Source organism: Bacteroides sp. PHL 2737, from assembly GCF_004115325.2.
Lineage (GTDB): Bacteria > Bacteroidota > Bacteroidia > Bacteroidales > Bacteroidaceae > Bacteroides > Bacteroides hominis.
The window spans coordinates 1,001,610-1,017,135 of record NZ_CP040630.1; the positions used below are offsets into that span (position 1 = coordinate 1,001,610).

Sequence of the window (15,526 nt, forward strand, 5' to 3'; positions counted from 1 at the left end):
GAGGCTATTCTAATTATATTGGCTACAAAGATATGAATAATTGCGCATAAAAAGTAGTTCGTTTGTTATCGAATTTAAAAAAAGGATGTATTTTTGTTGGGTATTACACGTGAAATCAAAACAATGAGGCATAAAACAAACCGGGCAATTGTATTTTTTTGTTTGTTATTACTGTTAACGGGCTGTAAACAAAACACAAGCCATTCTGATTTAGCTTTTCCGGGCATGAGTTCGGACTCTGTGGAACGGTGCGCCCAGGATTCATTGTTTACCAATACTCAATATTCACGTCATCTGTTGCGACAAGCCTTGTCGGGCACCTCTGACAGCCTATCCTATTACCGGCTTTTATCATTCTATTCCAAATCTTATTTTGTTACGGCGGATTTTGATTCAATCCTGTATTATAATCAGTTTATTAAGCGTTTTTGCGACAGGGTTACACCTTCACCGGAGGTACATGATTTGCTTTCTACCGTTTATAATATAGAGGGTAACGTTCTGATGCAGCGTACTCAGCCCGACTCTGCAATCATCTCCTATGAAAAAGCATACAAAGAAAGGTTACAGGGAAAGGAGCCGGACTATCTGCCGGACTTATGCATAAATCTGGCTGATGCCAATGTTCATAAAGGAGATTATACGTATGCTGCGTATTACTATCGCCGGGCCTTGTTTCTTTGCGATTCCCTCGGATTACCGGATCGTAATAAGTTTCCGGTTTACTATGGTCTCGGACAGACATACATGGAATTGCGCGACTTTGAACTTTCCAATCATTATTATGAGTTGGCCGGGGCTTTTTTTGACCGTATGAGCGTTTCTGAGAAATGGACTTATCTGAATAACCGGGGAAATCATTTTTATTATAAGAAAGATTACCCCCAGGCTGTCTGTTACATCAGTCGTGCATTGGATGTGGTAGAGTCTTATCCGCAAATGGTTTTTGAGCAGAATCTTTGTAAGGCAAATCTCGGTGAGCTTTATGTGATAACCAATAAACTGGACTCAGCGCAACTATATCTGGACGAAAGTTATAGGTTCTTCTCCGAAATCGGGAATCAATCGGCACTCTATTACATAGAGACACAAATGATTGAGCTTGCACTTAAAAAGGGGAATGTGGCTCTTGCCGGACAAATTATCAAACGCTCGGCCAATTATGGACATATAGATGCCAATATGATAAACATACGTAATCACTACCTTCAGCATTATTACGAACGGGTAGGGGATTATAAAAAGGCTTATGAATATCAGAAATACGATCTTCAACTTAATGATTCTATTCGCAATGAACGGGTTCGTACTCGCGTTGCAGAATTGGATATGCGTTATCGGCAGGATACGATTGTGATGCGTAGAGAGTTGGTGATTGAGAAACAAAGAGGGGAGATGAAGGAACTGAAACTGACAGCATATCTATGGGCTTTGGTTTGTATTGTATCTGTTGTCGTGGCAGGATGTATTTATTGGTATATGAAGAAGAAGCGTATGTTTCTTCAGGAACGGCATATCAATCAGATCGGGCGTCTTCGCATGGAGAATATTCGGAACCGGATTTCACCCCATTTTACATTTAATGTGCTGAATCGTGAGATTAGTCAGTTTAAGGGTGACGGGGCTTTGTGTGATGATCTTACGGAGCTGGTCAGGCTGCTTCGTAAGAGTTTGGAGTTTACGGAGAAACTTAGCGTTTCTCTTTATGATGAACTGGAATTTGTGAAAACCTATATTCGTCTGGAGCAGGGACGTCTCGGAGATGATTTTTCAATGGATATAAAGATCGAAGGGGGCTTGGATATTCAACAAGTGATCATCCCCTCAATGATTATACAGATACCGGTAGAGAATGCGTTAAAACATGGGCTGGCCGGAATCGAAGGTTTAAAGTCGCTCCGCATATCAGTCTGCCGGAGAGGCAATGGTATATTGGTTGATATTTGTGATAATGGGCGTGGATATTCACCACAAACTATGTCATCTGCGCGTGGGACAGGAACAGGGTTGAAGGTACTTTATCAGACCATTCAGCTATTGAATGATAAAAATCGAGAGAAGATATGTTTCGAGATAAAAAATCTGGCGAATAATGGGCAGACCGGAACACAGGTTTTAGTCTATATACCATTTGGCTATTCTTACAATTTATAAAGATAGGAAATATGTATAAGGTGATTATTATAGATGATGAGAAGGCTGCTATTGAGGCTTTGCGTCGGGATCTGGAAATGCAGGCTGATCTGGAGATAAAAGGGACAGCCGGCAATGGGGCAAAAGGGAAGAAGCTTATCATGGATATACATCCTGACCTTTTGTTCCTGGATATAGAATTGCCTGATATTCAAGGAATCCGTTTGCTTAGTGAGATTCGTGAGCAGGTCTTGTGGGACATGAAAGTCGTTTTCTATACTGCTTATGATAAATATTTGCTGCAGGCTCTGCGTGAGTCAGCCTTCGATTATTTGCTGAAACCTTATGATACTGAAGAACTGAACTTGATTATTGAGCGTTACCGTAAAACAATGGCTGCTGCCCAACCCATTCCCTCTTTCTCTTCTGCTGTCGGCACTTTAATTCCCGGTAGGGATCTATTTATGATCAGTACAGTGACAGGTTTCAGATTTCTCCGTCTTGAAGAAATAGGATATTTTGAATATTTGAAAGATAAGCGCTTGTGGCAAGTGGAGCTTTTTAATCAAACAAAGCTTTGTTTGAAGAAAAATACAACGGCTGGGGATATAACCGGTTACTCCGATGCATTCGTACAGATCAGCCAGTCGGCTATAATCAACATCAATTATTTGGCAATAAATTCAATCTCTCAAAAATAGTTTATATAATGATTTGAAAATCAGATTGTTGAAAATTTCACGATTTTAATTAAGGAACAAACAAGAAACAAAATCGTTAATTAAAGGTATTTCCCAATTTTTTGTTTTCACTCTGTTTCTTTCTTTGCACTTGCTTATAATCGGGACTTCTTGAACAGCTTCCCACCAGATTTTTTTCGTCCGATGGTTGCATGTGAGCTTCCAAGAACCACTGCAGCCAAAAGAAAAAAGCAAGTATTCTTTAGTTCATACAAAGATAAGGAAAAACTTATAGGCAGGCAAATTTGGCTGCCTAAATATAGTTTACTTTGATTTAGCATATATATAGGCTAATGGACTAAACTAAACCTTTTCCCGAACTTCGTAAAACACTCCGGTCCCATTGTACAGCCAAAAGAAAAAAACATTCCACGTCATATTTTTCTTTTCGCTGCAACCCCCTTTTTATAAACCATCAACCTTTTACACGAGATCTTCTCTTCCCTGTGTTCGCACATCCGCTTTCGGGCTGCCTGATATGAATTGTGTCGCAAAGGTACTTGTCATGTCTTTCTTGTATGCAAGGTCAAAGCCTAACGGTTCACGACAAAATCTCCACCCTCCGTTCCGCACGGGTAGTATTTAATCGTGAAACCTTGCATAAAGAGCCATGACACCTTTTGAAGCGACATAATTAAATCAAGCCCGAAAGTAGCTGGATGCTACAAGAGGGAAAAAAGAAAACTTAAAATTCAAAGTTATGGCAAACTACGCAACAAACATTTTCCACGCAAGTACGGAAAACAAACAAGACCTCAATAAGATAGAGGCATTTCTGGACGATAATTTCAACGGCTTTGTCAACCGGTATGGCGACACGGTAGATGCCGAATTTGATTCCCGCTGGGAATACCCGGAAAAAGCAATCAACGAATTAATAGCCTTATTGGCAGCCAAAGACAAAATCTATATCCGCATACTGACATACGAGTTAGAGGACGAATACGTGAGCTTTCGGATATTCTCGCAAGGTAAATGGAACATTAAGTTATCCTAAACCTAAACACAATTCACTATGTACGAATACGAAGAAGATAGCGATATTATCGGTTTGTCCTGCACGTTGCTCAATCCATATAAAGGTTACATGGAAGGCACAATCGTGGGCGACTATGGCAATACCATAGTTGTCCGCCTTGAAAGCGGCAAGGAAATTTCAGAATACCGTGATGAAGTGATTATCCATGATTAAACGATAGCAAACGTATGACACAGATAGCAACAAAATTCGTCAAATGGGACATTCCCGAACTGGCGACATTGCAGGACAGCAAGGTTTACAAATTGCGGGTACACCTGAACAACGGAGGCAAGTTAAACCGGGAAGAAAAGAACTGGATTACCCGTAACGTATGGGAAAGTATCTATTTCAAACGTGGAATTGCCTTGAGCGGTTATCACTTTGACTTTTCCGACATCCTCAAACGGTATTTCGTCAAACAGCACGGAAGTATTCACGAGTATTATGCGATTGACAAAACAGCGTTACGCTCGATACTGTACGGCAGAATAGAGGATATTGTAGAAGTAAGCGGTTAAAACAACAAGGATATGGGAGAATACAAATTTTATCAAGACCGTAAGGTTACAAGTTGGGAACGGGATTATTTCAGTGTGAAAGCGGACAGTTATGAAGAAGCCGAGGCAATCGTCCGCTCATGGAACTGTGAGGACGTGTCGAACATCATTGACAACCGTCTTTGCTATGAAGAGTGGCAAGCATTGACCGATACATCGGAATCTATGCTCCCCGAAGAAAACGACGGCAACCCGACAATAGAAATTTTCAATCAAGACGGAGAATCAATAATGACTAATGTACCCGAAACACCTCAATCAAACCAATAGAACCATGAACGTAACAATCGAACACGTCTTTTGCCGCTATAGCGATGAAGCGGAAGAAATCTATTTCCGAATCATGAACACGATTCTTTTTGCAACTGACGAAACCGAACTTCGGGCAAGTATGGAACGCTTGAAGAACGAAACCACGCTCGACGACTATTTCATATTCGGATACGGAGCACACCATATCTGGATAAAGCAACGGCGACCGAGCGATAAAAACAGGATTTTCAAACATCGGATTATGGTAGCCCATTTCTGACAGGAACAGGCAAAAGACCTCCAATGCGCTTTGCGGGCTGAACCGGAACTACCAGCTTCAGCCCGTTCCTCTTTCTCGCAATAGACATGCTGGCACAATCCCCCTTTTATCCTCACGATCAATTTTTATACTGCCCCGGAATACCCGTTTATATTTCTCTTTTCGCTGCAAACCCTTTTTATCGCCCATCAACCTTTTACACGAGACCTTCTCTTCCCTGTGTTCGCACATCGCTTTCGGGCTGCCTGATATAAATTGTGTCGCAAAGGTACTTGTCATGCCGTTCTTGTATGCAAGGTCAAAGCCTGACGGTTCACGACAAAATCTCCACCCTCCGCTTCGCACGGGTAGTATTTAATCGTGAAACCTTGCATAAAGAGCTATGACACCTTTCGAGGCGACATAATTAAATCAGGCCCGAAAGTAGCAGGTGCTACAAGAGGGAAAAAGAAAACTCAAAATTTTATAGGTTATGACAAACGATGTAACAAATTCAAATGGAAGAGTAACGGTAGACGAAGTAATACACAGGGATTCGGTTTTCAGATACCAACTGTTAGACCGCTTACGGTCAGACTGCGAGTATTACCTCAATTACGGTAACAGACACCCCAAAACCTTATGGGCTGGCGACGAAAAATTGCAAATTGAGTTTATGATAAAACTGCATGATAGCTTCAAGGAGGGAGAAAAACCGGAGTGGCTTACGATGGATAAAATTTTGGAATACAGTAAGAGAATGATAGCTCAAGAAGAATAAAATTACTACTAAGGAACAGACTAAAAATGTGATATTATGGCATGGTTGGCAGTAAATAAAGACGGAACAGAATGGATTATGCCCGAAAAGCCCGTTCGGGGCCGGTGTGGGCATTGGGAGTATTTGGAAGAAGTGTACAATGTACCAATCGAGATAGAACTCCCCAAAGGGACTGTTTACAAACTTCTCGGCAAAGAACTGACATGGGATGACGAGCCGGTAGAATTACAGACCAAAACAGAAAAAAGGTAAATGTAGTACGGGCTGGAGTACCAGTTTCAGCCCGGTTACACCGGCTAAAATCTAAAACAGATACGCGGGTGCGATACCCTCTTTTATTTCCGAACAGACACTCATACCGTTTCCTTCGGAAATACCCCTTTATACATTTCGGCTGCGCCATATCCTTTTATATCGAACGGCCACTCATGCAAAGGCGGCTTCTCCGCTTTGTTTCAAGGCAGACTTCGGCCATTTTTCCTTTACCTCTTCTTTCCCTCATTTCTCTTGCCGGATAGAGACAGCGATATCGATACGTCGCACACGCCTTTTGCCGGATCTTCGTCCGATAGTATTTTCCACGATGCAGCGTATATGGTTGTTAAACGGTATATCGTTCTTGCCGCTTCAACCCCAAACAGCCGATACACTTTCTCGCCTGATGTTCTTCCCGCCCACCTGCCGGAACGGGAGCGGTCTTGTGTCGGTGGACGGACAGGTCTTTCATGTTTCCGAGTCCGCTGCGGATTGTTTCGCCTCGACTTTTTCGCGACCGCTTTCTATTTGAAGTCGCCATATCGTTTTTCGTTGCAAAGTTAGTATGCAGACGGGCGCGACCCGATGGTCTTGACCAATGGCGTATCGCACAAATCTTCCTTTATCGGGCTTGCGGTTTGGGGCTTCGCCTCCAAAATAAAGAGTATTTATGCGCTATCCTTGGTGCAGCCCTTTACTGCACCTACTTTTATGCACCGTAAAACTGATTTATTAACTTCAAAAAGCAATCGCAATGAAAAAGATCGAGAACAATTTCGCAGTAACCGGATTCGTGGCAAAAGATGCCGAAGTCCGTCAGTTCACCACCACAAGTGTCGCACGTTTCCCGCTGGCAGTGGCCCGTCAGGAGAAGAACGGCGAAGATACCAAGCGTATATCCGCTTTCATGAACATTGAAGCGTGGCGCAAGAACGAGAATACCGGGTCGTTCGACCAGCTCACCAAGGGCACGCTGCTTACCGTGGAGGGCTATTTTAAACCCGAAGAATGGACCGACAAAGACGGCGTGCTGCACAACCGCATCGTGACGGTTGCAGTCAAATTTTATCCGGCTGTCGATAAAGAGGAGGAAGTTCCTGCGGAACCGGCAAAGAAACCGAAGAAGGGCAAGAAGTAATTCCTGCCTTTTTGAGACAAAGCGGCCCGAAGGCCGCTTTTGTTTTGCTCGTTACCGTTCCGGAACGTCTATACTTTTATACTCCTTCATACTCCACACGAAGAGTCCGCCGTCGTCCATTGATTTTCCCGTGCAAAGTTAAGGCGGTCGGGAACCGGCAAGGCGCGGCTTCATTTGAGGTTAACAACCATCAACTCGCAAGCTCGTCAATACTTGTTCAACACAAATGAAATCGTCCATAGGACTATCCGCTTCCTCCTTGCCTTGTTTCCCTTCTGTCCGCCTTGTGGTCCGCACGTAAAATCAAATCCCGCCGGACGAGGGAAACCCTCCGAAGGCAGGGATAAAAAAACAAAAGTCAAACTTAAAATTCAAGACGTATGAAACAGATGATTTGGTCAAGCTATGACCTGTTGGACGAAACGGCAAAAGAATACTATCAAAATTCACAACGGGAAATATTGGACGATGACTGTTACGAGGTCAGCGATGAAGAATGGGCAGAAGAAGTATATCGCTGGCTGGACGACGAACGGAGCAACCTGAATAAAGAAGTGGACGGCATTATTGTCGTGTTCGGCAACTTGGGATTATGGAACGGCCGGAGACAAGGCTATCAAATATTGGGCAGCACCATTGCCGATATTTTGAAATCCCAGTGCGACGATGCAGAATGGTACGGCGACGGCTATAACATTCGCGGACGGATGGGCCATCATGACGGTACGAACTACACCTTGTATCGTATCGCCAAAGACCGTGATGAAGCGGAGCGTATCGCCGATAAGATTTACAACCGTGAAATCGACGAAGAAGGTTTCCGCCGGAGAACACGTTCCCTCTATCCGTATGTAGCCGCCGTGTACGGCTGGAAAACAAGGCAGCGCAAGCCGGACAAGGCCGCATAAAATGCTGTCCACAAAATACCGCAACGCATCCGCCAGAGATGGTTGCGGTATCCTTTATCGAATGGGCGAAACACAGAACCGTCTCCTTTTATAATCAGCTCCATTCCTTTTTATCACTACTCACGGAGCAATATCCGCCTTTTATACCGACCCCGGTCTTTCGTATATCTCCCGTCTTTTCTTCTTTCCATCACCGGTTTGGTTTTACCAGATGCAAAGGTAGGCCGTCGCACTTGATCCGGTGGCTTGAAGTGCATTTCTTGCAAAATTCTTCCTTACCGGGGTAAGAGTAATTTTCCAAGGAAAGCCACCGTATGAAGTTTTCCCGACAGCCGTGTACCGCATCCGTAAAACCCCAAAGCGGTTCAGGAAGAAAGAACCGACAAAAGGGAAAATAAGTATTAACAATTTCAAAAAACTAAGATTATGCCTAATCATGTGACAAACCGTTTAGAAATAAACGCAGACCGGGAAACAGTACAAAAAGTAATGAATTTCTTAAAAGGTAAAACCGATGATGACAATACGCCTTGTTACATCGACTTCAACAACATCATTCCTATGCCTGAAGAACTGTTGATAGAAAAAAGCAGCAGTGGAGATTTGGGTATGAAATACCTTGAAGCAATGCAGTTGAAGCCATTCTATTTTTTATTGGACGATGATGCTTTGAGAACCATTCAATGGATAGAAGGATTGGCGGAAAAGGACAGAAAAGAAGCGCTGCAACTTGGAGCATCGTATTTGGAAAATCGGAAAAAGTACGGTTATCCCACTTGGTACGAGTGGTCTACCGCCACATGGGGTACAAAATGGAATGCCTATCACCAAGACTTTGAAGAGCCGAACATACTTTGGTTCGATACGGCATGGAATGGAGTGCCACTGCTTATCCAAAAACTTTCCGAGATATTTCCGGATGTGGAATTCCATTACGCCTATGCGGACGAAGACTTAGGTTTCAATACGGGAAGAGGAACAGCCCGCAATGGAGAAATCAACATGACGATACCCGAAGGTAGAAGCAACGAAGCCTTTGAAATCATGTTTTTTGTGAAACCGGGAATGGACGAATATTTTGAACTGACGGACGAAGGTTACAAATGGGTTTCCTAAACATTCGGTACAGATAATGACCGGTGCAGGTTCGGGATACATTGACAATGGATGTGTCCTGAATCCTTTTGCCGGAATTCCCCCTTTATATCTTCATGGCTCTTTCCCTTTTATCGAAACGCGGTCCGTTCCCCTTTGTACCGTGACTATCCAGCCGGAAAGTAATCCTTTTATAACATTTTAGCTTCCCCCGTTTTATCCTCCTTACAGCCGTTTCCCAACACTCCATGCCGAAAGCCCGCTTATTTTTTCTGCAAAGTTCGATTGCCGCTTGTCTGTCCTGTCAAGAACCGCTTACGCTTGCTGTCGAAAAATCTTCCTCCCCGACTTTGTTGGAGAGTGTATTTTTCGCAGCCTTCTTGCCTGGACCGACCGTCAATCCTATAGGCAGAAAAATAATCAACCTTTCGGTACAGGATTGTACCAAAGGGAAAAACAAAAAATAGTTCAAACTTAAAATTTAGAGCGTATGACATTTAAAGAATTTATGCAAGAGAACGGTTATGAGTTACAAACAACCTTTTGGGAAGACTTCTCAATAGCGGACAGATTTGGGTTGGCGGCTGTTTTGGACACTTTCAACCGGGCTTTCAGGGAGTGGAAAGGGGACTATAAGTTCTTGACGGAACTGACATTGGTACTTAACCATAAGATATGGCAATACTATGAAAACAGACCGGATATGGCGGTACTTTACAATACTCTTTGGGAACAAGCCGACCAATACGCCAAAGAGAATCTGAAAGGGAACGAGTTAAGCTATTACTGGGAGGTGACGGATTAAATATATAATACCCTCGCATGATATAAAGAAAAAGAGGCAGTTCTAAAAGCCTCTTTTCTTTATAGGTTAACTTCTAATTCTTTTCCACCAGATAAACAAAAATACGCATTCTGGAGCTGGTGTAAGTATTCTATGCGGTGTCCGCTTACCGTATATTCATTAGCATGAGTGGTAATGTAATATACAGTTTGATCATCCCAGTCTTGTGTAATCTCCATTTCATCATTGTCAAATGTATAATCGTCAAGCTGATTAAAACCGCATTGCAAAACCAATTTTTCAGTAAGTAATATTGGCTGAATGTCTCCATTTGTTTTATACGGAGGTTCTCCCCATTTATAAACAACGGATATATTCTCTTTTCTCAACTTAGGATCATAATCCAATGCACAAACCAAAGATGGTTTACCTTTATAAGCAACGTAATTGCCAACTCTCAATTCTTTAATCATAACAATTCTGTATTATCTTTTAGACTAAAAACTTAATCCCTCTTAAATCGCTAATAGATACAAATCTACAAAATAAAATGAAACTTTTACACGTCCTTTATTTTCCCTCTTTTACGGCATTCAGGAATACTTTTGCCGGTTTGAAGGCGGGGATGGAATGAGCCGGAATCACAATAGTTGTGTTCTTTGATATGTTACGGGCCACCTTCTCTGCCCTTTGCTTGATAATGAAGCTACCGAAACCCCGCAGGAACACTTCGTTCCCGGCAATCATCGCATCTTTTACATTCTCCATGAATGCCTCGACCACGGTCATTACGACCTCTTTCTCTATTCCGGTCTGCTGTGCAATCCGGCTAACAATTTCTGCTTTTGTCATATATAAGAATTAAATAGCAATGTACAAAAATGCAACTTTTTTTGGATAAGTCAAATCTTTGGCCCACCTTTGCGGCGAAATAACGCAAAGGACATTTTATAATCCTCATCGGAGGGCTATGGAAGCCGGATAAGATGACTGGGTAAAACCATCGTCTTATCCGGCTTCCGTCGTTTTCTGCCGGAAGTAAACCATATAATATAAAATACAAAGACGTATGAAAGAAAAAGTGATTGATTTTGGGAATGAGAGAGTTTCCGTTCTGTTTAAGAAACTGTTTTTCCCCACTCTGTTGGGAATGTTGAGTATGTCGGCGGTAACGACTATCGACGGGATTTTCGTGGGACACGGCGTGGGCAGCGACGGGATTGCAGCTGTAAATATCTGCGTCCCTCTACTGATGTCACTCATGGGTGTTGGACTGATGATGGGGGCAGGTTGTTCCGTAATCGCTTCCATTTACTTGTCGAAAGGAAAAACCGTTTTGGCACGTGCGACCATCACCCAAGCCATGCTTTTCGTGACGCTCATATCCGTAACCGTCGGAGGATTCATTCTGGCGTTTCCCGAAGAAACCGCCCGTATGCTTGGCTCGTCGGAGCATTTGCTGCCGCTGGTTGTCGATTATCTGGTCTGGTTTTCCCCGTCTCTGCTGTTCGAGTTGTGGATTGCCGTCGCCTTGTTTGCCATGCGCCTGGACGGCGCTCCGAAACTCGCCATGTGGTGCAGCATCATAGCCGCAGCGGTGAATGTCGTTCTCGACTGGCTGTTCATCTTCCCGCTGGGCTGGGGAGTGATGGGGGCGGCATTTGCTACCTCCCTGAGTTGTTTGGCCGGGGCAGCGGTGGCGATGGGTTACTTGTTGTTCTATGCCCGTGACACTCGTTTGCATTCTCTTCGTCCGGGTAGAAAAAAGATTTTATTCTTCTTCCATGATATAGGAATGCAGTGTAAGATAGGATCATCCGCCTTGTTAGGCGAATTGACAATGGCGATATTGCTGTTCATCGGCAACCAGGTATTCATGCGCCATTTGGGAGATGACGGAGTAGGTGCTTTCGGAGTAAGCTGTTATTATCTCCCGTTCGTCTTCATGATAGGTAACGCCATTGCCCAATCTGCCCAGCCTATTATCAGTTACAATTTCGGCACAGGAAGCACGGAAAGAGTTCGTTCCGCCTTACGCGTTTCCGTGTTTGCGGCATTAGTTTGCGGAGTCATTTCTACTGCCGCCTTTATCCTGTTTCCTGAATTGCTTGTCGGACTATTCTTGCGCATTGACAATACTGCCGCACGCATAGCGATAGAAGGATTCCCTTATTATGGCACGGGGTTCATCTTCTTTATTTTGAACCTCTCCATTATCGGATATTATCAGAGCATGGAACAAGTAAAGCCGGCCATCACATTTGCTGTCTTGCGCGGACTTGTTTTTCTGGTTCCGTGCTTCATGGCATTACCTGCCATAATGGGAGTAAAAGGAATTTGGCTCGCCTTACCGTTGTCTGAAATTCTGACGACTTTAGTGATTGTCGTTACATTTTGGATATATTCCCGGCAACGTGCCATAATTTGCAGGTAATTTTTTCGGATTTAGGTTCCATGTAAAATGCCGCTATCAAAAAAGTTTAAAGATTGGTAGCGGCATTCTGAGCAGTTATCCGGAATAAAAATTCCGCCAAATGCATGATGTATTAATAAACATTAATGGGTCGTAAGCAATAATTCGTTATCAAAACTGTACATTTGCATAGCATATTATATACATATAACAATAAATATATTATAATTTATGGATAAATACATCATTGGCGAGAACGCTGGTAAAGTTTGGCGTTTATTGAATAGTGACCATCTCCGTAAATGGGAATTTTCAGAGATAAAGAAAATTACAGGGATGGATGATGCCGAGTTGGGTAGTGCTATTGGCTGGTTGGCCCGTGAAGATAAGGTACAATTCGAACTTGAACATCATAACAGTAAGGACGAAAAGGCATACTTGTATCTTATGTTGAATGTATATATTTGACTCCTTCCTATAATGCTGAAAAAAGAAAGAAACCATGCTGATGAAAAACATGATTTCTTTCTTTTCGTTTGGTATAGAACACAATGACGGGACACTTCCATCAATGAGAGACCGAGTTGGAGAAGACATTGATGACGACCACTCCGGCAATAATCAGGACCAGCCCGATGATGGCAGCCAGGTCGAGGTGCTGTTTGAAAACGAAAAAGCCGATAAGCGCGATAAGAATGATACCCACTCCCGACCAAATGGCGTAAGCTATGCCTACCGGAATGCTCTTCAGTACGACACTCAAGCAATAGAAAGCCGCCGCGTACCCCAGAACGGTCAATACGGACGGAACGAGTTTGGTAAACTGTTCGCTCTGTTTCAAGAAAGAAGTGGCTACAGTTTCAAAAACGATAGCCAAAAACAAGATAAGGTAAGTTTTCATTTATCTACATTCATCTTTTGATTTATACGAATCATATTCCGACTCCTGACACGAAAGAACCGGCAAGACAATGCCGCCGTTGCCTCATACGTGTTACTGGTCACGCCGGTAGTCGCTCTTGCTAAAACCGCCGAACACCGCTTTCAGAAGTTTACCCACTACCCAGAACACAACGATTATCAATATTACTTCCATACTACGTTTTTATTTAACCTGTATTAATAAATTAAACATCTGCTGTTTGTTACCAAGAGTGCGAATCCCTTTCAATCTTGTTTTCCGACAGTTAAACCGTTTATAAGCGGTAGTTGCCGCCGCCCTTTTCGTTTTACGGGTTATTCTTCCGCCGGACTGTCGTCCTTTTTCTTTTTCCGGGTTCCCAAGGGGCCGCTGAATTTCCCCCTGTTGAGTTTTACCCCATGCCTGTGGAGCACGCTGAATACCGAACTCCGACTGCTGTACCCGCTTACCGCCATGATGTCCTCGAATGAATGGCCGTTGACATACATGTCAACAATAGTATTTTCCTTGTCGGCCTTATCCATAGCCTTCATCGTTTTCTTCGGAATCTTCGCGTTCTGTTGCAGGTTCAAGACACGTGCGGACGAATATCGCAGTATCGCCACCTCTTCGGGAAGCGCCCCGAACATCTCCAGCACATCGGCAACCGTCGTTTCGGGAAACAGTTTACCCCGTGAGTCGATCCGGTCATGGATGGATATGATGCGTACCACCTTGATACGGCACAACTCAATGAAAGCCGACAGTTCGCGCGACCCTCGGAGGGCATTGCTGAATTTGGCCACCACTACCTCGTCACCCCTTTCGAGGCTCGCCACAAGCTGTTTCCATTTAGGCCGTAGCGCCTCGCTTTCGACCGGTTCCTCTATCACTTGTACACAGCCGTACTTCTGCATCCATTCTTTGTCAGCCTCGAACCCGTCGTAACGATCCGCCTTAAATATGTAACCTACTTTTGCCATCTCATTGTACACTTCTATGATAACAAGTACAAATATAACAGTTTTATTTTAAACTAAACCATACTTTGAACGGAAAATCGAATAAAGCACTTAAATCTCCCGTTTTTTTCACTTGTTTTCATTGAAAATCAAACTATTAAGTGTAATGTTAAAAATAGCTTATAAAACAAATTTCAACACTTGCCATCTTGAAAATAATACTTAGATTTGCGCTGTAAAATTCAAAATTGAACAATGAATAGTAGAAAATCATACTTAAAAATCATACTTCCCATTGCTGGACTTTCTGCCGCTTCGATTGCCGTTTTCACATTCCCGTCATGCGACAGTCCGAACGGCAAATCACTGGCGGAACCCCAAGACACGCCTGCCGGTCTGTACAGAGAGTACCTCTCCGAGATACGCAAGTCCCAAGAACTTTCCTTTGAAGAGCTGACTGTATGTATCGGGGAATGGCAAACCTTGAAAGATTCCGTGGCTGCAGCCATTCGGCAGGACACGGCCCGTCAGGCCCATTCCGGCACACGGGAAGAATGTCGTCTGTTACACGACTCCATTTGCTCGGAACTTTCCCGGTTGGCCCTGTCGAAACCGCGCACCTACAAGGAAGTGTTGAGCTTAAAAGAGCGGTTCTCTCCCTATGCCGGAGACGTGGAACTACACCGTTCCGCCGAGGAGATCCGCCCGTTTTTCGCAGCGCTGGATAAACGGCCTGCCTACCGTGGCAACAAGGAGCAAACGCTGTCGGCATATCGTAAGTTGCTTGCCGGAACCCTGAACAACGGCATACACGACAGTCGTGACCTCAAGAGATTCATCGAGAAAGAAGACGCCGTTTTTCGCGCTTTTCTGTCCGGTCTGCACGATTCCGGCAGTGCAAACATGGCCGACATTACCCGCGACACGGAGAAGTGCTGTTCCGAGGTGTTTCTCGCTGCCGGACGCAAAGAGATTACCTACAAGGAGGCCCTGATATACATGGCCCTGCGTGCCGACCGCCGACTGATACAGAACGTGCGTACCTGTCTCGACGACATACATCGGGGCGAAATCGCGACACCCGAACAGGCGCACGCCTACATCTGGATGATACTCCAGCCCTACGCTTCCTTGGACGGCCTCTGTATGACGCTTCTTTCCCCAGAGGATAAGAAAGCCCTCGACCGGATTGCGACCGAAACACCCGGCGCTTTCGAGACACTGCGTAAAATCCTGTCGTCAGAGAACAACCGGTTGGACGAGCTGCCCGGTATGCTCATGGAGATATTCATCGCCTCTTTGTAAAAGCCTATTCATAAAATAAACG

20 protein-coding genes and 1 pseudogene are annotated in these 15,526 nt (G+C 44.0%); 16 read left to right on the forward strand and 5 right to left on the reverse strand.

Annotation, left to right across the window (positions count from 1 at the left end; translation table 11 throughout):
- The first annotated feature begins 123 nt into the window (after window positions 1-123).
- The 9 genes and pseudogenes from DBK98_RS04140 (at window position 124) to DBK98_RS04180 (ending at window position 5,995) form a co-directional block, all read left to right on the forward strand.
- Window positions 124-2,154 (forward strand): histidine kinase, encoded by a 2,031-nt coding sequence (locus tag DBK98_RS04140; protein WP_032536510.1) that lies wholly within the window; start codon window positions 124-126, stop codon window positions 2,152-2,154.
- Between the two features lie 11 nt (window positions 2,155-2,165).
- Window positions 2,166-2,813, forward strand: a pseudogene (locus tag DBK98_RS04145) (LytR/AlgR family response regulator transcription factor); the annotation flags it as partial.
- Window positions 2,814-3,573: 760 nt separating this feature from the next.
- Window positions 3,574-3,870: a hypothetical protein gene (locus DBK98_RS04150; RefSeq protein WP_007571905.1), complete on the forward strand. Its 297-nt coding sequence runs from the start codon at window positions 3,574-3,576 to the stop codon at window positions 3,868-3,870.
- A gap of 18 nt (window positions 3,871-3,888) precedes the next feature.
- A complete protein-coding gene (locus DBK98_RS04155; RefSeq protein ID WP_007571908.1) occupies window positions 3,889-4,065 on the forward strand; it encodes a hypothetical protein in 177 nt (58 codons plus the stop codon).
- Between the two features lie 14 nt (window positions 4,066-4,079).
- Window positions 4,080-4,412: a hypothetical protein gene (locus tag DBK98_RS04160; protein WP_007571909.1), complete on the forward strand. Its 333-nt coding sequence runs from the start codon at window positions 4,080-4,082 to the stop codon at window positions 4,410-4,412.
- A 12-nt stretch (window positions 4,413-4,424) separates the two neighbouring features.
- Entirely contained in the window at window positions 4,425-4,721 is a 297-nt protein-coding gene (locus DBK98_RS04165) for a hypothetical protein (protein ID WP_007571910.1), read from the forward strand.
- Between the two features lie 4 nt (window positions 4,722-4,725).
- Window positions 4,726-4,983 carry a hypothetical protein gene (locus DBK98_RS04170; protein ID WP_007571911.1) on the forward strand — a complete coding sequence of 86 codons (258 nt, stop codon included), beginning with the start codon at window positions 4,726-4,728 and terminating at the stop codon, window positions 4,981-4,983.
- Window positions 4,984-5,455: 472 nt separating this feature from the next.
- On the forward strand, window positions 5,456-5,743 hold the full coding sequence (locus DBK98_RS04175; protein ID WP_007571918.1) for an LPD11 domain-containing protein: 288 nt from the start codon (window positions 5,456-5,458) through the stop codon (window positions 5,741-5,743).
- Window positions 5,744-5,779: 36 nt separating this feature from the next.
- The gene (locus DBK98_RS04180) at window positions 5,780-5,995 is read left to right on the forward strand and encodes a hypothetical protein (protein ID WP_007571920.1); all 216 of its coding nucleotides are present in this window, start codon (window positions 5,780-5,782) and stop codon (window positions 5,993-5,995) included.
- Window positions 5,996-6,344: 349 nt separating this feature from the next.
- On the opposite strand, the gene DBK98_RS04185 is transcribed toward DBK98_RS04180, so the two are convergent.
- Window positions 6,345-6,539 carry a hypothetical protein gene (locus DBK98_RS04185; RefSeq protein WP_080715528.1) on the reverse strand — a complete coding sequence of 65 codons (195 nt, stop codon included), beginning with the start codon at window positions 6,537-6,539 and terminating at the stop codon, window positions 6,345-6,347.
- Window positions 6,540-6,752: 213 nt separating this feature from the next.
- On the opposite strand from DBK98_RS04185, the gene DBK98_RS04190 reads away from it, so the two are divergent.
- The 4 genes from DBK98_RS04190 (at window position 6,753) to DBK98_RS04205 (ending at window position 9,944) form a co-directional block, all read left to right on the forward strand.
- On the forward strand, window positions 6,753-7,136 hold the full coding sequence (locus tag DBK98_RS04190) for a single-stranded DNA-binding protein (protein WP_007571923.1): 384 nt from the start codon (window positions 6,753-6,755) through the stop codon (window positions 7,134-7,136).
- A gap of 380 nt (window positions 7,137-7,516) precedes the next feature.
- A complete protein-coding gene (locus tag DBK98_RS04195) occupies window positions 7,517-8,044 on the forward strand; it encodes a hypothetical protein (RefSeq protein WP_007571928.1) in 528 nt (175 codons plus the stop codon).
- A gap of 426 nt (window positions 8,045-8,470) precedes the next feature.
- Entirely contained in the window at window positions 8,471-9,160 is a 690-nt protein-coding gene (locus tag DBK98_RS04200) for a hypothetical protein (protein WP_007571930.1), read from the forward strand.
- A 469-nt stretch (window positions 9,161-9,629) separates the two neighbouring features.
- Complete coding sequence (locus DBK98_RS04205) at window positions 9,630-9,944, forward strand: hypothetical protein (protein ID WP_007571936.1); 315 nt, start codon at window positions 9,630-9,632, stop codon at window positions 9,942-9,944.
- Between the two features lie 59 nt (window positions 9,945-10,003).
- Here the strand turns inward: DBK98_RS04205 and DBK98_RS04210 are convergent, their stop codons facing one another.
- Window positions 10,004-10,396 (reverse strand): hypothetical protein, encoded by a 393-nt coding sequence (locus DBK98_RS04210; RefSeq protein WP_007571940.1) that lies wholly within the window; start codon window positions 10,394-10,396, stop codon window positions 10,004-10,006.
- Between the two features lie 97 nt (window positions 10,397-10,493).
- Window positions 10,494-10,775: an HU family DNA-binding protein gene (locus tag DBK98_RS04215; protein WP_007571941.1), complete on the reverse strand. Its 282-nt coding sequence runs from the start codon at window positions 10,773-10,775 to the stop codon at window positions 10,494-10,496.
- A gap of 217 nt (window positions 10,776-10,992) precedes the next feature.
- On the opposite strand from DBK98_RS04215, the gene DBK98_RS04220 reads away from it, so the two are divergent.
- Window positions 10,993-12,357, forward strand: a complete 1,365-nt coding sequence (locus tag DBK98_RS04220; protein WP_007571943.1) for an MATE family efflux transporter — start codon at window positions 10,993-10,995, stop codon at window positions 12,355-12,357.
- A gap of 210 nt (window positions 12,358-12,567) precedes the next feature.
- Window positions 12,568-12,804 (forward strand): winged helix-turn-helix domain-containing protein, encoded by a 237-nt coding sequence (locus DBK98_RS04225; protein ID WP_007571944.1) that lies wholly within the window; start codon window positions 12,568-12,570, stop codon window positions 12,802-12,804.
- Window positions 12,805-12,904: 100 nt separating this feature from the next.
- Here the strand turns inward: DBK98_RS04225 and DBK98_RS04230 are convergent, their stop codons facing one another.
- Window positions 12,905-13,237: a multidrug efflux SMR transporter gene (locus DBK98_RS04230; RefSeq protein ID WP_008654963.1), complete on the reverse strand. Its 333-nt coding sequence runs from the start codon at window positions 13,235-13,237 to the stop codon at window positions 12,905-12,907.
- Window positions 13,238-13,572: 335 nt separating this feature from the next.
- On the reverse strand, window positions 13,573-14,220 hold the full coding sequence (locus DBK98_RS04235; protein WP_007571946.1) for a recombinase family protein: 648 nt from the start codon (window positions 14,218-14,220) through the stop codon (window positions 13,573-13,575).
- Between the two features lie 234 nt (window positions 14,221-14,454).
- Here DBK98_RS04235 and DBK98_RS04240 point away from each other — a divergent pair, with 234 nt between their 5' ends.
- The gene (locus DBK98_RS04240) at window positions 14,455-15,504 is read left to right on the forward strand and encodes a hypothetical protein (RefSeq protein WP_007571947.1); all 1,050 of its coding nucleotides are present in this window, start codon (window positions 14,455-14,457) and stop codon (window positions 15,502-15,504) included.
- The last annotated feature ends 22 nt before the right edge of the window (window positions 15,505-15,526 follow it).